The sequence below is a fragment of the Xenorhabdus sp. SGI240 genome (assembly GCF_040081915.1).
Classification (GTDB): domain Bacteria; phylum Pseudomonadota; class Gammaproteobacteria; order Enterobacterales; family Enterobacteriaceae; genus Xenorhabdus; species Xenorhabdus bakwenae.
This window is the reverse complement of record NZ_JBEBMB010000027.1, coordinates 90,526-109,005: the sequence shown is the minus strand read 5'-3', so window position 1 is coordinate 109,005 and position 18,480 is coordinate 90,526. Positions and strand designations below refer to the sequence as shown.

At 43.0% G+C, this 18,480-nt stretch carries 18 protein-coding genes and 1 other annotated feature; of the genes, 11 read left to right on the top strand and 7 right to left on the bottom strand.

The window, feature by feature from the left end; translation table 11 throughout:
- Positions 1-266 precede the first annotated feature (266 nt).
- Positions 267-372, top strand: a sequence feature (Trp leader region).
- Positions 373-399: 27 nt separating this feature from the next.
- The 6 genes from ABLA76_RS06970 (at position 400) to trpA (ending at position 6,993) form a co-directional block, all read left to right on the top strand.
- Entirely contained in the window at positions 400-1,959 is a 1,560-nt protein-coding gene (locus ABLA76_RS06970; RefSeq protein ID WP_348987378.1) for an anthranilate synthase component 1, read from the top strand.
- A complete protein-coding gene (locus tag ABLA76_RS06965) occupies positions 1,959-2,537 on the top strand; it encodes a gamma-glutamyl-gamma-aminobutyrate hydrolase family protein (RefSeq protein WP_348987377.1) in 579 nt (192 codons plus the stop codon). The genes ABLA76_RS06970 and ABLA76_RS06965 overlap by 1 nt, the downstream gene beginning before the upstream one ends.
- A 63-nt stretch (positions 2,538-2,600) precedes the next feature.
- A complete protein-coding gene (gene trpD / locus ABLA76_RS06960; protein WP_348987376.1) occupies positions 2,601-3,605 on the top strand; it encodes an anthranilate phosphoribosyltransferase in 1,005 nt (334 codons plus the stop codon).
- Complete coding sequence (gene trpCF, locus ABLA76_RS06955) at positions 3,602-4,966, top strand: bifunctional indole-3-glycerol-phosphate synthase TrpC/phosphoribosylanthranilate isomerase TrpF (RefSeq protein WP_348987375.1); 1,365 nt, start codon at positions 3,602-3,604, stop codon at positions 4,964-4,966. The genes trpD and trpCF overlap by 4 nt, the downstream gene beginning before the upstream one ends.
- Before the next feature lie 30 nt (positions 4,967-4,996).
- Positions 4,997-6,187 (top strand): tryptophan synthase subunit beta, encoded by a 1,191-nt coding sequence (trpB, locus tag ABLA76_RS06950; RefSeq protein WP_285810673.1) that lies wholly within the window; start codon positions 4,997-4,999, stop codon positions 6,185-6,187.
- Positions 6,187-6,993, top strand: coding sequence for a tryptophan synthase subunit alpha (trpA, locus tag ABLA76_RS06945; RefSeq protein ID WP_348987374.1), 807 nt, complete (start codon positions 6,187-6,189; stop codon positions 6,991-6,993). Before trpB ends, trpA begins: the two co-directional genes overlap by 1 nt.
- A gap of 76 nt (positions 6,994-7,069) precedes the next feature.
- On the opposite strand, the gene ompW is transcribed toward trpA, so the two are convergent.
- The gene (gene ompW, locus ABLA76_RS06940) at positions 7,070-7,711 is read right to left on the bottom strand and encodes an outer membrane protein OmpW (protein ID WP_047770967.1); all 642 of its coding nucleotides are present in this window, start codon (positions 7,709-7,711) and stop codon (positions 7,070-7,072) included.
- A gap of 473 nt (positions 7,712-8,184) precedes the next feature.
- On the opposite strand from ompW, the gene ABLA76_RS06935 reads away from it, so the two are divergent.
- Positions 8,185-8,940 carry a YciC family protein gene (locus ABLA76_RS06935; RefSeq protein ID WP_348987373.1) on the top strand — a complete coding sequence of 252 codons (756 nt, stop codon included), beginning with the start codon at positions 8,185-8,187 and terminating at the stop codon, positions 8,938-8,940.
- A 61-nt stretch (positions 8,941-9,001) separates the two neighbouring features.
- Here the strand turns inward: ABLA76_RS06935 and ABLA76_RS06930 are convergent, their stop codons facing one another.
- Positions 9,002-10,708: a SulP family inorganic anion transporter gene (locus ABLA76_RS06930; protein WP_047770969.1), complete on the bottom strand. Its 1,707-nt coding sequence runs from the start codon at positions 10,706-10,708 to the stop codon at positions 9,002-9,004.
- Positions 10,709-10,935: 227 nt separating this feature from the next.
- Between ABLA76_RS06930 and ABLA76_RS06925 the strand changes: the two genes are divergently transcribed.
- Together ABLA76_RS06925 and yciA are read left to right on the top strand one after the other, a co-directional pair.
- On the top strand, positions 10,936-11,472 hold the full coding sequence (locus tag ABLA76_RS06925; protein WP_047770970.1) for a septation protein A: 537 nt from the start codon (positions 10,936-10,938) through the stop codon (positions 11,470-11,472).
- A 77-nt stretch (positions 11,473-11,549) separates the two neighbouring features.
- Positions 11,550-11,987, top strand: coding sequence for an acyl-CoA thioester hydrolase YciA (gene yciA, locus ABLA76_RS06920; protein WP_047770992.1), 438 nt, complete (start codon positions 11,550-11,552; stop codon positions 11,985-11,987).
- A gap of 65 nt (positions 11,988-12,052) precedes the next feature.
- On the opposite strand, the gene tonB is transcribed toward yciA, so the two are convergent.
- Complete coding sequence (gene tonB, locus ABLA76_RS06915) at positions 12,053-12,745, bottom strand: TonB system transport protein TonB (RefSeq protein ID WP_348987372.1); 693 nt, start codon at positions 12,743-12,745, stop codon at positions 12,053-12,055.
- A 210-nt stretch (positions 12,746-12,955) separates the two neighbouring features.
- Positions 12,956-13,138, bottom strand: a complete 183-nt coding sequence (locus ABLA76_RS06910; RefSeq protein WP_072059806.1) for a YciY family protein — start codon at positions 13,136-13,138, stop codon at positions 12,956-12,958.
- Positions 13,139-13,507: 369 nt separating this feature from the next.
- On the opposite strand from ABLA76_RS06910, the gene cls reads away from it, so the two are divergent.
- Positions 13,508-14,968 carry a cardiolipin synthase gene (gene cls, locus ABLA76_RS06905; RefSeq protein ID WP_348987371.1) on the top strand — a complete coding sequence of 487 codons (1,461 nt, stop codon included), beginning with the start codon at positions 13,508-13,510 and terminating at the stop codon, positions 14,966-14,968.
- A 161-nt stretch (positions 14,969-15,129) separates the two neighbouring features.
- Positions 15,130-15,459, top strand: coding sequence for an HI1450 family dsDNA-mimic protein (locus ABLA76_RS06900; protein ID WP_047770993.1), 330 nt, complete (start codon positions 15,130-15,132; stop codon positions 15,457-15,459).
- Positions 15,460-15,565: 106 nt separating this feature from the next.
- Here the strand turns inward: ABLA76_RS06900 and oppF are convergent, their stop codons facing one another.
- The 3 genes from oppF to oppC are packed head-to-tail and all read right to left on the bottom strand — an operon-like array spanning position 15,566 to position 18,480.
- Positions 15,566-16,567, bottom strand: a complete 1,002-nt coding sequence (gene oppF, locus ABLA76_RS06895; RefSeq protein WP_285810666.1) for a murein tripeptide/oligopeptide ABC transporter ATP binding protein OppF — start codon at positions 16,565-16,567, stop codon at positions 15,566-15,568.
- Positions 16,564-17,562, bottom strand: a complete 999-nt coding sequence (locus tag ABLA76_RS06890; protein WP_348987370.1) for an ABC transporter ATP-binding protein — start codon at positions 17,560-17,562, stop codon at positions 16,564-16,566. Before ABLA76_RS06890 ends, oppF begins: the two co-directional genes overlap by 4 nt.
- A gap of 9 nt (positions 17,563-17,571) precedes the next feature.
- Positions 17,572-18,480 carry an oligopeptide ABC transporter permease OppC gene (gene oppC / locus ABLA76_RS06885; protein ID WP_348987369.1) on the bottom strand — a complete coding sequence of 303 codons (909 nt, stop codon included), beginning with the start codon at positions 18,478-18,480 and terminating at the stop codon, positions 17,572-17,574.

Sequence of the window (18,480 nt, the reverse complement as noted above, 5' to 3'; positions counted from 1 at the left end):
AGGCACTATCGATTAAGTGATATGCAGCGCTATCAAGCGCAAGGCCGCTAATGATAACACAAGAGTAAAGTTCAAGAGGCGAGTTTGTTGAAACAATGATAATGAATGTGGTTTGCAAACATAAAAAATCATTGACAAGCAACCATCGAACTAGTTTACTAGTACATAGGTTAACTGAAACACTCTTTATTAAAAAAACTTAACTAAAAAACTATTGAACTGATGAGGCACTCGAAATGAGCGTATTTATGCAAACTAAGCAGTCAAAGCGTTGGTGGCACAACTTCCCAGTCAGGGCGGTTGGCTCGCGCACATAAGTTAAAAATAGATACGCAAGTGCCAAAACCCGCCCTAAGAGGCGGGTTTTTTATGAATAAAAATTAGAAACGGGGTATGAAGATGACTGGCAAAGAATTTAATATTTGTATAAATCAGGTAGATACCCTCTATCAGACAGATCCGATACTGCTTTTTCATCAACTTTGTAGTAATCGCCCAGCAACGTTATTGCTGGATTCGGCTGAAATTCACAGTAAAAAGAATCTCAAAAGCATCCTGATCATTGATAGTGCTATGCGCATTACAGCCAACGGGCGTCAAGTTACTTTTGAAGCACTCACTGAAAATGGCCAAAACCTGATCCCGATACTCGCTAATTTACTTTCAGACAAAGCCCAATTAGATGTAGAGCCACAGGTTATGCGAGCACGATTTCCTGCTATTGAGCGCAATCTGGACGAAGATAGCCGGCTAAAATCCGATTCCGTTTTTGACGCATTACGTGCCCTGGCAGCATTAGCATCCTTCTCAGACGCTCCCGATGCCATTTTTGTTGGTGGATTGTTTGCTTACGATTTAGTAGCCGGGTTTGAACCATTGCCGACAGTAGAAGATCACCAGCACTGCCCTGATTTCTGTTTTTATCTCGCAGAAGTGCTATTAGTGATCGATCATCAAGATAAACACTCACGTCTGCAAACTTCATTGTTTGGCGAATCCGATTCAGAAAGAAAACGCCTTAAAAAACGTTTAACAACCTTAGTTGCCGCCATTTCAGCCCCACTCCAGCCACTCTTACCTGTCACACTGCCCGGTATTACTGTTGGCTGCAACCAAAGTGATGAACAATACGCAAATATCGTGCGCCAGCTACAGCAATTTATCCGTCAAGGGGATATTTTTCAGGTCGTTCCATCACGTCGTTTCACCTTGCCATGCCCTTCTCCTCTGAGCGCTTATCATGTATTGAAAAAACAAAACCCAAGCCCTTATATGTTTTTTATGCAAGATCAGGATTTTTGCCTGTTTGGGGCTTCACCAGAAAGTGCGCTTAAATATGATGCCGACAACCGTCAGATCGAAATTTATCCGATAGCCGGTACTCGACCACGTGGACGCGATAACAACGGAGAATTGGATGCCGATCTTGATAGCCGAATTGAACTGGAAATGCGCACAGATGCTAAAGAAATGTCTGAGCATGTGATGTTAGTTGACTTGGCTCGCAACGATTTAGCCCGTATCTGCGAACCGGGCAGTCGATATGTCGCCGATTTAACCAAAGTCGATCGCTATTCATTTGTTATGCATCTGGTTTCTCGTGTTGTCGGCACACTCCGGCATGATTTAGATGTCTTCCATGCCTATCAAGCCTGCATGAATATGGGCACACTGACAGGAGCTCCTAAAGTTCGGGCGATGCAATTCATCGCAGAATATGAAGGTGAACGGCGTGGCAGTTATGGCGGAGCCGTCGGTTACTTCACGGGCAATGGGGATTTTGACACCTGCATAGTGATCCGTTCTGCCTATGTGGAAAACAATCAAGCGACCATTCAGGTTGGAGTCGGTGTGGTACTGGATTCCATTCCTCAGTCAGAAGTAGATGAAACGCACAGTAAAGCCAGAGCCGTTATTCGTGCAATTGCACAAGCGCATCATGTGGAGGTGACATTCTGATGGCTACTATTCTTTTACTTGATAATGTAGATTCCTTTACATATAACCTTGTGGATCAACTGCGTACTCATGGTCACCATGTCGTTATTTACCGCAATACCGTGTTAGCAGACATCATTATTACCAAACTTAATGAGATGGAATCTCCTCTTTTGATGTTATCCCCCGGTCCAGGGAAACCCTCAGAGGCAGGCTGTATGCCTGAATTGCTCAGGCAAGTAACAGGCCAGATCCCGATAATCGGAATTTGTCTTGGACATCAGGCGATTATTGAAGCTTACGGAGGAAAAGTCTCTGCTGCTCAGGAAATTTTGCATGGCAAAGCCACATCAGCTATCCATGATGGGAAAAATATGTTTTCCGGCCTCCCAAATCCTTTGTCTGTCGCTCGTTACCATTCTCTTGCCGCTGTGCACGCTCCGGCAACCCTGACTGTCTCTGCTTCATGCGGTGATATCGTGATGGCGGTGCGCCATGATGAGCACAAAGTTTGTGGTTTTCAGTTCCATCCCGAATCTATTTTGACTACACAAGGTGCCAAACTGCTTGAACAAACGCTAACCTGGGCATTGAGCTAACAATTAAAGGTCGTGAGTTTAAGGGTATCGAATTAAAGGCACTAAACTTAAAGGAATGGGAAGATGCAGTTGATTTTTGACAAATTATTCAGTGCTCAAGCACTGACACAACAAGAAAGCCAACAGCTATTCACTGCCATTATTCATGGCGAGTTGAGCGATACACAACTGGCTGCTGTATTAATTAGCCTGAAGCTGCGGGGCGAGCAGCCACAAGAAATTGCGGGCGCAGCCCGGGCGTTCCTGGCAAACGCAGCCCCCTTTCCTCGCCCCGATTACACATTTTGTGATATCGTCGGCACAGGTGGAGATGGTTCCAATAGCATCAATATTTCAACAGCCAGCGCCTTTATTGCTGCTGCCTGTGGCCTTAAGGTGGCAAAACATGGAAATCGCAGTATTTCCAGTCGATCTGGCTCATCCGATTTATTAGCTGCATTCGGCATTGCATTGGATGCCCAGGCTGAAGAATCACGCAGAGCCTTAGATGATATTGGTGTCTGTTTCCTGTTCGCTCCTCAATATCACAGTGGATTCCGTCATGCGGTGCAAGTTCGCCAGCAACTAAAAACCCGAACATTATTTAATGTACTTGGCCCGTTGATCAATCCGGCGCGTCCTCCTGTGTCTCTTATCGGAGTCTATAGCCCTGAATTAGTTGAACCGATAGCCCATACCTTACATGCCTTGGGTTATCAACGTGCCGCCGTTGTACACAGTGGCGGAATGGATGAAGTTGCTTTACATGCCCCAACCTATGTTGCAGAACTCAGTCACGGTGAGATTAATCAATACCAGTTAACAGCAACCGATTTTGGCTTACCGGGCCATCCGATATCTTCACTGCAAGGTGGAACCCCAGAAGAGAATCGCGATATGCTGGCAATGTTACTGCAAGGCCAGGGACGAAAGGCCCATGCTGATGCGGTAGCCGCAAATGTGGCTCTTTTGATGAAAATTCACGGACATGAAGATCTGCGAGAAAACACGCAACTGGCCCTTAATACTATTTACAGCGGCCAGGCTTATGAAAAAGTAATGGCATTGGCAGCAAGGACTCGATCATGAAAACCAGCATATTACAGAAAATTGTTGATGATAAAACGGCATATCTGATTACTCGTAAGGCAGAGCAACCGCTGGAGAGCTTTATTGAGGTTATCGTTCCAAGTCACCGTCGGTTTTATCAGGCGTTGACCCATAAGCAAACCGTTTTTATTTTGGAATGCAAAAAAGCCTCTCCGTCAAAAGGGATAATTCGTGAAAATTTCGATCCTGTTTGCATTGCAAAAACTTATCAGCCTTATGCTGCTGCAATTTCTGTCCTGACTGATGAAAAATACTTTCAGGGCAGTTATGATTTTCTCGCCATGGTCAGTTATGCTGTACATCAACCTGTTCTGTGCAAAGATTTTATTATTGATGCCTATCAGGTTTATCTTGCCCGTTATTATCAGGCTGACGCTATTTTACTTATGCTCTCCGTTCTTGATAATGATAAGTATCGTGAGCTGTCATCACTGGCACACAGTCTTGGGATGGGCGTACTGACCGAAGTCAGTAATGAAGATGAAAAGCAACGCGCGATTATATTGGGGGCAAAAGTTATTGGTATCAATAATCGGGATCTGCGTGATTTGTCCATTGATTTAGGGCGTACCCGTAAATTGTCGGTTGGTTTACCCAAAGACACGATCGTTATCAGTGAATCCGGTATCCACCAGCATCGTCAGGTGCGGGAATTGAGCCAGTTTGCCGATGGTTTTCTTATTGGTAGTTCTTTAATGGCACAACAAAATTTAGATCTCGCTTTACGCCGCCTGATTTTGGGTGACAACAAAGTCTGTGGCCTGACTCGCCCACAGGATGCCAAAACCGCATTGCAAATGGGAGCCGTTTACGGTGGTTTAATTTTTGCCGAAAAATCACCGCGCAAAATCAGCCTGCAAAAAGCTCAACAAATCATCAATGAAGCCTCTCTTCTATATGTTGGCGTGTTTCAAAATCAATCCATTGATTTTGTCAATAATACCGCCCGTCAGCTTTCGCTCACCGCAGTTCAATTGCACGGAGATGAAGATGAAAACTACATTAACTCCCTACGCTCAGGACTGCCTGAACATTGTGAAATTTGGAAAGCCATTAATATGTCTAAGGTTGAGGAAGTTTCCGCAATACCCCATGTTGAACACTTATTGTTGGATAACGGAGCAGGCGGAACAGGAAAACCATTTGACTGGCAGTTAATCAACCCACTCATTCAGCATAACAGTTTTCTGGCTGGTGGCCTGAACGCTGAAAACTGCCAACTGGCAGCAACATTTGGCTGTTATGGACTGGATTTTAACTCAGGAGTTGAAGTGTCTCCGGGGATCAAAAGCAGCCAGAAAATCAAACAGGTGTTTCAACAATTACGCTGTTATCACTAATTTTTCAGATAAAAATGGATGAGTAGAACAATGAGTAAATTGAATCCTTATTTTGGCGATTTTGGTGGGCAATTTGTGCCACAAATTTTGATCCCTGCACTTAACCAATTAGAAGAAGCCTTTATTGAAGCACAGAAAGATCCAGAGTTTCAGCATACCTTTCAGGATCTCTTGAAAAACTACGCAGGCAGGCCCACTGCCTTAACGCTGTGTCAAAACCTGACTAAAGGGACAAAAACACGTTTGTACCTGAAACGTGAAGATTTACTCCACGGCGGTGCTCACAAAACCAATCAAGTTTTAGGGCAAGCATTGTTGGCAAAACGCATGGGAAAGCATGAGATCATTGCTGAAACAGGCGCTGGTCAACATGGCGTCGCCACCGCCCTAGCTTGTGCGCTATTGGGGCTGAAATGCCGTATTTATATGGGGGCAAAAGATATTGAACGCCAATCGCCCAATGTTTTTCGCATGCGTTTGATGGGTGCAGAAGTGATCCCTGTCCACAGCGGTTCGGCAACCTTGAAAGATGCTTGTAACGAAGCAATGCGTGACTGGTCGGGTTGCTATGAAAAAGCACATTACCTATTAGGCACTGCGGCTGGCCCTCACCCATATCCGACAATGGTACGAGAATTTCAACGTATGATTGGTGAAGAAGCCAAAGCTCAGATTCTGGAAAAAGAAGGCCGTTTACCTGATGCCGTTATCGCCTGCATTGGTGGTGGTTCAAATGCCATCGGTTTGTTTGCTGAATTTATTCCAGAAAATAATGTTCGCTTGATCGGTGTTGAACCTGCGGGGCATGGTATTGAAACCGGAGAGCATGGTGCCCCATTGAAACACGGAAGATTGGGAATTTACTTTGGCATGAAAGCGCCAATGATGCAGACAGCAGACGGGCAAATTGAAGAATCTTATTCCATTTCGGCGGGTTTAGATTTTCCTTCCGTCGGCCCACAGCATGCCTATTTAAACAGCATCGGTAGAGCCGATTATGTTTCAATTACTGATGATGAAGCCCTGGAGGCCTTCCAGGAACTCTCACGCAATGAAGGGATTATTCCTGCACTGGAATCCGCTCATGCGTTGGCTTATGCCTTGAAAATGATCCATGAATCTCCAGACAAGGAACAATTATTAATTGTCAATTTATCTGGTCGTGGTGACAAAGACATCTTTACCGTTCACGATATTTTAAAATCCAAGGGGGAAATCTGATGGGACGTTACGAACAACTTTTTAAGAAGTTACAACACCAAAATCAAGGCGCTTTTGTTCCTTTTGTCACCCTTGGTGATCCTAATCCTGAATTATCATTGGAAATTATTGATACCTTAATTTCAGGTGGTGCTGATGCGCTTGAATTGGGTATTCCGTTCTCAGATCCCCTGGCTGATGGCCCAACTATCCAAAATGCCAATCTGCGGGCGTTATCATCCAAGGTCACGCCCACACTATGTTTTGACCTGCTGGCTAAAATTCGCGCTAAACACCCTGATATACCCATTGGCCTGTTAGTTTACGCCAATCTCGCCTTTCACAATGGCATTGATGAATTTTATCGTCGTTGCAAAAGTGCAGGTGTTGACTCCGTACTTGTCGCTGATGTGCCATTACCCGAGTCATCGCCTTTCCGTTTAGCTGCCATAAAGCATGATATTGCCCCGATCTTTATTTGTCCCCCTAATGCAGATGATGATTTACTGCGTGAAGTTGCTTCATTTGGACGGGGATATACCTATCTGCTATCAAGAGCAGGAGTGACAGGCAGTGAAAATCGCGCTCAACAGCCATTTAATCATATTGTCAATAAGCTCAAAGAATATCACGCTGCCCCGGCTATACAAGGTTTTGGCATTTCAGAGCCAGAACAGGTTATGAGCGCTCTCAATGCCGGTGCTGCGGGTGCAATTTCAGGTTCAGCTATTGTCAAAATTATTGAAGATAACTTACATCAACCCAACATCATGCTGGAAAAGTTAACGGATTTTGTTCGTGCCATGAAAAACGCCACACAATTATAAGCACGCTACCAAAAAATGGGGCAATGACGCCCCATTGGTTCTCTCTTATGTCAACGTCAAACACACGTAGCTTTAGTTAGAAACTATAACCAACACCGAACATAAAGACCCACGGATCAAGGCGGGTTTTATATTTTTTATCTACATCACCGACTTTGAATTTCACATCAGTTTCAATATTCATCCACCAAAGCGAAGTATTCAGCATCCAGTTTTTGTCCAGTTGATAATCCAGGCCAACCTGCCCAGCGATACCCCAAGAATCTTTCAGATCCAGGCTATTTAAATTAACGCCTTTTACCGTCTCATTATTAGTAAATTTTTCACTAAAAAATGTCGTGTAGTTAACACCAATTCCGACATAAGGACGAAATTCATTTTCTGAAGAACCAAAATAATATTGTGCCATTAGTGTTGGTGGTAAATGTTTAACTTCAGCGATTTCACCCGCGCCCGGCAAACTGACTTTATGCTGAAATGGCGTTGCTGCCAATAATTCAACACCAATATTATCAGTAATCATGTAACCAAAAGTTAAACCCAACTGAGTATTATTATTGACACCAAAAGATCCCAATCCTAATACATTATCAGAACCCGCATGCGGTCTTACCGTTGCTGTACCTGCACGGAACAGGAAGTCACCTGCCTCATGGGCAAAAGTCAATGACGGGGCTAACGTAGCAACAGCCAATACAAGCGCAGAAATCTTCTTCATTATCCATCCCATTTATGTGGTTTTAAAACAGTCAGAAATATACCCGTTTGTTTACTATTATGATCTAAGGCAGATCACATCTTTTAAATATTTTTGGCTAAATAAAGTATTTACTGCTTTATTATTTCATTTACTGGATATTTAAAATTGATCCAAATCAAAATTTTCTGCATATTAATTTTAATGCTATCCATGATTTATATCTTAATATCAATTTTTAAATGAATAACAATAAAAAACAATAGAAATTATACATTAAAAAACCTTATTTAATATTCCAACCCACCCTCAATTTATTAACACAAAGTTAATGAGTTGATCATTTTTATAAAATAGACAATAAGGAGCCTGGCAAACAAGATTTCGTGCCCCATCAGCCTCAAGATACAGGAGTAAATCTTAGGTATCCAATAATCCCCCTAACAAGGTACAATTGTGCACTATTGTTGTTTTATTTGATAGGAGCCACTTTCATGCCCATCACGGCAAATACCCTGTATCGTGACAGCATCAACTTTTTAAAGAATCAATTGTTGAATATTGTCATCCTCTCTGTCCTGGCCGCGCTGGTGACAACACTGCTGGGGCATTTACTCATGCCGAATGATGAACAGCTTAATTTATTAGCCGAGTTGCAAAATATAGTCAGAGAGTCCGGCAATACAGGTATCCAACGTTTCGTGATGCAATTAACGCCAGATGAGAAATTCACGTTAATGCGCACAATGTTCGGGGTTTTATTTACCCACATATTTGGTAATACCCTACTAACGGCCAGTGTGCTGGTACTCATCAATGCTATCTCTCGCGGTCAGAAAACTAATGCCATTCATGCCAGTACATTATCAATAACACAACTACCTAAGATGTTCTTGCTAATGCTGATTTGTACCCTGTTGGTCCAAATCGGCTACGCTTTAATGATCCTGCCAGGGCTACTGTTTTCTATTGCATTCTCACTGGCTCCAATTTTTTTGTTTGAAAAAAGCAAAAATGTTTTTGCAGCCATGCAAAATAGTTGGAAGTTGGCATTTGGTAATATGCGGTTGTTGATCCCAGCTATATTGTTATGGCTTTCCGCCAAGCTAATCCTGGCTCTTGTGCTGACAAAAATGCCCGATATGTTGCTATCAACACTGGATAATTTCTTATCATCTCTGTTACTGATTTACCTATTTCGTTTGTATATGTTAGTCAAGCCACAAAATAAAACCATAAACGGTATTTAATAAAAAGCACTTAAAATAGTTCACCTCGCTGTAATACTAATGCAACGGGGTGAACCGCAGTTTACTTTTCCTGTTTGTCCTCCACCTGCTGCTTACTTTGAAGTAAACGAATGGCAAAGTAGAGATCCGGCACAACTATTAAATCGTCATCGCTACGACTTAGTTTATTCTGTTTAATCCAGCGATTTAGCTCTGTTCTGCGCCCTGCCAAAACCAATGTTACACCTTTCTCTTTTAATTCTGTGATTAACTCATCCAACACGGCAAAAACACTGACATCATCATAGGTAAAACTGACCGTCGCATCGACCACTAACCACACAGGATCATTTGCAGCACTTTTCACATGCAGTAATACCCGTTTTTTGAAATATCCAACGTTAAAATAAGTGAGAGGAGAGTTAAAGCGGTACATCATAATGCCATCTATGGGTTTAATATCATTATGTTTATGGATAGAACGAACCATACCTTGGTCATTCACGCCCAGCAGCTGATCCGAAGGCCGAAAAACTATCCGCAAAAATTGCAATAATCCTAACAAAACAGCAAAACCGATACCATCGATCACCCCCACCAGCAAGACGGCAATTAACGTAAAAATTGACAGAGTAAAAGCCTGACGATTACGTTTTCGATAAGCCCAAAGATTTTTTAAACTCAATAAAGACCAAGTGGAAAAGATCAAAACAATACCCAGTGATGACAGAGGGATAGACACCAAAAATTCTGTCATAAACAGCAATACCAGCAAAATGGCACAAGCCGCTATCACCGAAACCATTTGCGTTTTACCGCCAAGCGCATCATTGACCGCAGTACGGCTACCGGCAGCACTGACAGCAAAACCTTGTGATAATGACGAAGCAATATTGGCGATACCCAATGCCCTAAGTTCCAGATCTGCATCGACTTGGTAGCCATTTTTACTGGCAAAACTACGAGCAGTCATCATAAAACTGACGAAACTGATCACCGCTAAGTTAATGGAAGGAACAACTAAATCACGTATGATACCGGGTTCAAATTCGGGTACAGGAACAATAGGCAAACCGCTCCCCATACTACCCACAATCTGGATACCATATTGGCTGAGTTCAAATTGCCAACTGATATAAGTCGATACGATCATTGCTACCAGTGGCGCAGGCCAACTAGGACGGAGGAAATGCACACTAAGCAGTACCAGCAGCGTCATTACTGACACCCCTACCGTCGGCCAGTGAGATTCTAATAGTTTACGGGGAAGTGCAATTAATCGTTCAATCAATTCCACAGGCAACCCAGACAGCCCAAAAACTTTAGCCAGCTGATCCGCCATAATGGTAATCGCAACGCCGTTAATAAAGCCCTTCAAAATGGGATGAGATATAAAATCAGCGAAGGCACCCAATCGAAAATGGCTGGCCAAAATACACCAAAACCCTGTCATTAACGTCATAACTATGGCAAGTTGCCAGCGCACATGCTCATTTCCCAATGCCAGCGGTGTCACAGCAGCAGCAATAACCGCACAAGTTGCAGCATCTGGCCCAACAATCAATTGCCGCGAAGTACCAAACAGTGCATACGCAAACATCGGTAAAATACAGGCATATAAACCAATAATGGCACTAATACCCATTAATTCAGCATAAGCAATCGCAACAGGCAGCGCGACTGCGGCAACAGAGAGACCCGCCCGCATATCATGGCTGAAATACTCTCTACGGTAATGACAAATATTTCCCAAGCCCGGCATCCAACGATGTAATCTTCCCCACAACATGACCTTTATGCCCTTTTGTGAAAATGAAACCTAGTTATAGTGCGTTGCTAAATGGAAACTCACCAGTTTCCCCTCTCCCACACTTAGCTTGTCGCTCATTGTGATAAAATTAGCCAAACAGATGAAAAATGTTTTTACCTGATAAATAAACCATTTCATCGAGATCTGGTACACTCTGGCACAAATTCAAAAACATGCCATCATTGACTTCACAATGGGTTCAATTTATGAAACAACTTTTAGACTTTTTGCCGCTAGTCGTTTTCTTTGTCGTCTACAAAATGTACGACATTTTCTATGCATCTGGTGCCTTGATTGCAGCAACAGGGTTAGTGGTTGTCATTACTTACCTCATTTATCGTCGCGTTGAGAAATCCTCCTTAATTACATTTGTTATGGTTGCTGTTTTCGGCACTCTGACACTGGCTTTCCACAGTGATTTATTTATTAAATGGAAAGTGACTGTCATTTATGCCATTTTTGCTCTGGGACTATTTATCAGCCAATGGGTGATGAAAAAGCCATTAATTCAACGCATGCTAGGCAAGGAGTTAGAATTACCTGATTTTGTCTGGAACAAACTGAATATGGCTTGGGCAATCTTCTTTATTGCCTGTGCATTAGCAAATATTTATGTCGCTTTCTGGCTACCTCAAGATGTTTGGGTAAACTTTAAAGTGTTCGGGTTAACGGCATTGACACTGGTCTTTACTGTATTGAGTGTGGTATATATCTACCGTCATCTGCCTCGCGAACAAAAATAATATAATGACCTTCATATGGATACCTGCCGATGCAGCGGCAGGTATTGTTGTATTCACCAAATAAAGCAAGTTTTCTAATGACACAACAACAATGCTTACCAAACGGAGAATTGGTTCTCCGTACACTGGCCATGCCTGCTGATACTAATGCCAATGGGGATATTTTCGGTGGCTGGCTGATGTCTCAAATGGATATTGGCGGCGCAATCCTGGCAAAAGAGATTGCTCTGGGACGCGTAGTAACTGTTAGCGTAAATGGCATCAGTTTTCTAAAACCGGTTGCGGTAGGTGACGTCGTATGCTGCTACGCCCGTTGTCTTAAAACGGGAAATTCATCTATTACCATTCATATTGAGGTGTGGGTGAAAAAAGTGGCTTCTGAGCCAGTCGGTCAGCGTTATCGTGCGACAGATGCTGTTTTCACCTATGTTGCCGTTGATGAAAATAACGCTTCCCGTCCTTTGCCTGAAGATAAAAGGCACTTTAAATTGGCAAGCAGTGATTCAGAGTCATAATTCATTTTGCTGATGAAGTCAGGGGATGCTTTGCATCCCCTGACCGGGTAAAAACTTTGGTTAAGTCAGGATTGTGAAATACCCGTAGTTTTAAACTCGATAGTCGTTAGGTGCCCGGTAGCAGGTATTTTTTCATAACGCCATTTTCTCATCGCATTTTTCACTTCACGGTCAAAGACATTCTTCGGATTGGCAGAAATAATTTCGATATTTCTAACTCGACCATTTTCATCAATATCAAATTTTACTTTTACCGTCCCCTCTGTCCCCAACTGTTTTGCTCTGGATGGGTAAATGGGATCTGGCCTGTTTAGTGCTTTTGGTCCGCTTCGTGTACCCACGTTTTCATTAATGGTATGGTGCTCCGATTTTTGATTGTCCAGCCTTTTTGCCGTCTGAGGTTCCTGATCAGAAACAGGTTTCAGGGGTTGTTCTGAAGCTTTTTCTGTCTTTTTCTCTCTTGGCTTAATTTCTTTTTTGACAATTTTTTTCTCAGGCTTAGGTTTAGGCAGAGCAATTTTCGCAATAGGTTCTGGTTCTGGCTCCGGTTCAGGAATTGATTCAGGTATGGCAGATTTAGAGACAGGCGCCTCTTCAGCCGCCAACTGGATCATGGCAACAGATATAGACGGGGCTTCTACCTGTTTTTCAGGTTTAATGGCATGGAAAAGCGCCGCCGCAATAGAAATGTGTAAACAAACAGAAAGTAGTATCGGCCAATGTATCCAACGCATAAGAGAATTCTTGTTTAACAGCATGATAGTCAGTTTTCAGATAGGTATTAGTTTAAATGCAAATGACTATCATATTCAATAAAGATTCAAAAACATCTCAGCATGACTTGCATTTTTCAGTCGGTAGTAAGGGGAAAACAACGCGTCAGATATGCATTATTATCTAGAACAGAGTTGATATCGACCGTGAACTCATTCGTCACGAGTCGTATCATGCATCAATTTAAGGTATTACTATAAAATCCACTCTATATTCCGGATAAATAGAATCGATCTATGACGCTTATAAGCATCTGCCTTACGCAGTGCATATATTCGTAAGTTACGACGTGACTGCCCTTCCGACCAGCGACGGCGGATACGAATACCTTGGCGGAGCATTCTCCAACGCCCGACTTCTCTTCTGCTATGTTTCATAAGCTCTTCCAGGCTAATTCTCTCAGTGGGTAAATAACATTATTCTTAATCGTCACTATTCGCAATGTCAATCAATTGCCAATCTGGTTCGTGATTCTGCCATAATAGTATATTACCCAAAATTATCAGTTTAATAATTATGATAAACCATTCATGATTTTTTCGTATCAATCTGCATACAGTGCATGAAGCCAAAGTCAGTCGTTATAAGTAGATAAATAGTAATGATATTCATTATACTTAGCGCTTTTTTGCTAAAATTACGGCTGTTTAATTAATAATTATTAGGTTGATAGTTTGCCAAAATTTCTAGAAACTTGCGGCAATGACTGCATAAGATACTTAAATAAATAGGATTGATTGCCACGTATGACAACTTTCTACTCTGTACTGAGCTGGCTGGCGATTTTCTTCTACTGGCTGATTATTGCCGGTATCACTATTCGAATTTTGATGAAACGTCGTCCTGTGACATCAGCAATGACGTGGTTACTCATTATTTACATTTTTCCTTTAGTCGGGATCATTGCTTACTTGTCATTCGGCGAATTACACCTTGGCAAACGCAGGGTTGAGCAAGCCAAACAAATGCGTTCATCTGTAGTCAATTGGCTGGCCGAATTAAGAAATTCTCCGCAAATTTTTGCCGATGAAAACAGTGAAGTTGCTACTCCGCTGTTTCAGCTGTGTGAGCGTCGACAAAATATCAAAGGTGTCAGAGGGAATAAAATGCAATTAATGACATCTTATGATAATTCGCTAAAAGCGATTGTTCATGATATTGAAAACGCCAAATACAATATCGAGATGGTGTTTTATATATGGCAATCGGGAGGGCTGGTTGATCAGGTCACTGATGCCCTGATGCGCGCAGCCAAACGCGGTGTTAAATGTCGAATCATGGTAGATTCGGCAGGAAGCTGGCAATTTTTCCGCAGCCCTTATCCTGATATTATGCGAAAGGCAGGTATTGAATTTATCGAGTCGCTACAAGTTAATCTCTTCCGTTTATTCTTGCGTCGTATGGACTTACGCCAGCATAGAAAAATTATTCTGATCGACAACCATATTTCATACACCGGTAGCATGAATATGGTTGACCCCCGTTTTTTTAAACAAGATGCCGGGGTCGGTCAATGGGTCGATATCATGGTGAGAATGGAAGGCCCTGTTACGACAACACTGGGGATCATTTATGCTTTTGACTGGGAAATGGAAACAGGAGAGCGCCATCTTCCCCCTCCTCCTGACAGTACTACCATGCCCTTCGAACAAGCCAGCGGTCATACTGCGCAAGTTATTGCTTCCGGGCCAGGGTTCCCTGATGAATTGATCCAACAATCCCTGATGACCGCTATTTTTGCTGCCCGCAAACAACTTATTCTTACCACTCCCTATTTTGTTCCCAGCGATGATTTAATGCATGCAATTTGTACCGCAGCTATGCGTGGTGTTGATGTCAGTATCATTGTACCAAGCCAAAACAACTCATTTCTTGTTCGCTGGGCCAGCCGTGCGTTTTTTTCAGAATTACTGGAAGCGGGTGTGAAAATTTATCAATTTGAAGATGGTTTATTACATACTAAAAGTGTGTTGGTCGATGGCCAGCTCAGTATGGTCGGTTCTGTCAATTTAGATATGCGCAGCTTATGGCTGAACTTTGAAATTACGGTGGTCATTGATGATGAACACTTTGGCAATGATTTAGCACTGGTTCAACAAGACTATATTATGCGTTCAGTACTACTTGCGAACAGTGAATGGGAAAAACGGCCTATGTGGCATCGTATTCTTGAACGTATCTGCTACTTTTTCAGTCCGCTTTTATAATTCATGACTGAAAACAGACAGAAAATAAATTGACCAGTCACTTTTTCAACATGAATATTTTCACCACGAATAACAGTATTCATTCAATACAGAACATGTTTTAATTTCATCTTGTAATTAATCTCGGACTTTGCATCATGGAAAATCAACCGACACACGCTATGCAATTAGACTTAAATAACCGAATGACTGAAGATGACGCACTTGAAAAAGCTTACGACATCTTTTTGGAACAAGCGCTTTCTCACCTTGATCCGGCTGACAGCCTATTGTTTAATTTGCAATTTGAAGAACGGGGAGGAGTTGAATTATTGGAGCCTTCAAGAGTCTGGCTTGAACATGTTGATTTTGATTTGGATCCAGACTTTTTCTCAGAAGTCATTATTGGCCTGGCTGAATCAGACGATGCCGAAATTGATGACATCTTTGCCCGTATCTTGCTCTGCCGGGAAAAATCTTACCCCATCTGCCATATCCTATGGAAAAAATAATCAGACAACCTTCCTCAATACACTTCCCTGATCGGCAAAAATGCCCTCATTGTGAGGGCATTGAATTTAAAGTCGTGACAGCGTCACATTAACCGAATCTGGCTGGTTAGAGTGGATCAACCTTAAGGCAAGATACCGCATGTTTAAAACTTCCTTCAAGCAGCGGTCGAGTCTTGGCACATTCAGCATCAGCCATTGGACAGCGAGTACGGAATACACATCCAGACGGGGGATCAATGGGTGAAGGCAGTTCTCCTTCCAACAATTCAATATGCTTGTTGCGCTCTTTGTCTGGATCAGGAATTGGCACCGCCGACATAAGCGCTCTGGTATATGGATGCAACGGATTATGATAAACCTCGTCGTAAGTGCCTAATTCTACAGCATTCCCCAAATACATCACCAAAACGCGGTCTGATATGTGTTTTACTATTGATAGGTCATGAGCAATAAATATCAGGGAAAGTCCCATTTCCCGCTGTAATTCCTGCAACAAGTTAACGACTTGTGCCTGAATAGACACATCCAGCGCTGAAACAGGTTCGTCGCAGATAACTAATTTAGGCTCCAGGATCAGGGCGCGGGCAATGCCAATACGTTGGCACTGTCCGCCTGAAAATTCATGCGGGTAACGGTTTATCAGGTTAGGTAACAATCCTACCCGCATCATCATTTTTTGAACTTTTTCTTTTATCTCCCCCGCTTTCATTTTGGGGTAATACGTTTTCAATGGCTCTGCAATAATATCACCAATGGTCATACGCGGATTCAGCGATGCCAAAGGGTCTTGAAAAATCATCTGAATATCATTGCGAATATCCCGCCATTGTTTGTCACTCATAGCCAGCAGATTTTGACCAAGCCAGGTGACTGCACCACCAGACGCTTTCACTAACCCAATAACGGCTCTGGCAAGTGTTGATTTCCCGCAGCCAGATTCTCCTACAACGCCCAGAGTCTCACCTTCATATAGTCTTAAGGTAACGCCATCTACCGCTTTTAAGGTTTTTGCCGGCTGCCAGAACCACTGTTTTCCATCTTTAATATCAAAATAAACTTTGAGGTCATCCACTTCCAATAAGACACGTTTTTCAGCTATTGTGTTCATACTAACTCCTCCTGGCGTTTAAAGCAGGCACGCAAGCGCCCAAAGCCAAATTTTTCCAACTGTGGTTCCTCACGAACACAATGCTCTGTGGCAAACTGACAGCGCGGCTGGAATGGGCATCCCTTTGGCAAACGCAATAAATTGGGGGGATTGCCTTGAATCGTTTCCAATGACTCCCCATCACCATCCAGACGAGGAACAGCATTCAGTAACCCGATAGAGTATGGATGGGTAGGCCGGTAAAATACGTCACGCGCTGTGCCATATTCCATCGTTCTTCCGGCATACATTACTAATACTTTGTTACAAATGCCGGCAACCACCCCCAAGTCATGGGTGATCATAATAATGGCCGTGTTAAACTCTTTTTTCAGCTCGTTAAGCAACATCATGATCTGTGCCTGAACCGTTACATCCAATGCCGTTGTCGGTTCATCGGCAATTAATAACTTAGGCTGACACAATAATGCCATGGCAATCATGACTCGTTGACGCATCCCCCCGGAGAATTCATGTGGGTACATTTTCATGCGTTTACGTGCCTCTGGCATCTTAACGGCATCCAGCATACGGATGGATTCCTCAAAAGCCGCGCTTTTACTCATACGCTTATGCAACATCAATACTTCAGTTAATTGATCACCTACCCGCATATAAGGGTTAAGGGAAGTCATGGGATCTTGAAATATCATCGAGATCTCTTCTGCCCGCATCCGGTTCAGCTCTTTTTCTTTCAGGTTGAGGATTTCTCGCCCATGAAAATGAGCAGAACCACTGACAAAACCATTGCTGGCCAATAATCCCATTAATGCAAACGCCGTCTGCGATTTACCTGAGCCAGATTCTCCCACGATCCCCAGGGTTTCTCCGGCTTTTAAGTCAAAATTTAATTTGTTTACGGCCGTCACGTTGCCGTCTGGCGTGCTGAATACGACATTCAGGTCTTTTACCGATAAAAGTGATTCAACATTTTTCGACGTTTCTACGCTATTCACAGGCTCTCCTTAACGGTCTTTCGGATCGAGGGCATCTCGCAGGCCGTCACCAATAAAGTTAAAACAAAACAGGGTTATCACCAGAAAGCCTGCCGGAAATAACAGCAACCACGGAGCCACTTCCATTGAATTAGCCCCATCACTTAACAAAGCCCCCCAACTACTGAGGGGTTCCTGAGTACCCAAACCAAGGAAGCTCAAGAAGGATTCAAACAGGATCATGCTGGGTACAAGTAATGAGGCATAAACCACCACAACACCCAATACGTTTGGCACGATATGGCGCAAAACGATATGACGGGTAGAAACACCACAAACCAACGCGGCTTCGATGAATTCCTTGCGTTTTAAACTCAGTGTCTGACCACGGACGATACGTGCCATGTCCAGCCACGACACCATGCCTATTGCAACGAAAATCAACAGAATGTTTTGACCAAAGAAAGTCACCAGAAGGATAACGAAGAACATGAATGGGAAAGAATTGAGGATTTCCAACAAACGCATCATGACCATGTCAGTTTTGCCGCCAAGATAGCCTGACATCGCACCATATAAAGTGCCCAATAACACAGCAATCAAAGCGGCGGCAACCCCGACCATCAGTGAAATACGCCCGCCAATGGCAACGCGCACCAACAGATCACGCCCTGATGAATCAGTGCCAAAATAGTGTTTGGACTCAAAATCCGGCGGCATTGTCATCATATTCCAATCAGTGTCATCGTAGGCAAATTGGGACAACATCGGCGCTAAGATCACAAATAATGTGATCAAGAATAGAATACATAAACTCATAATCGCCGCCTTGTTATGCTTAAAACGGCGACGTGCATCCTGCCACAAACTGCGGCCTTCAATTTCCAGTTGCTCAGAAAAATTTTCCAGAGCTTCGCTATTTTTTTTATTCAGTAACAT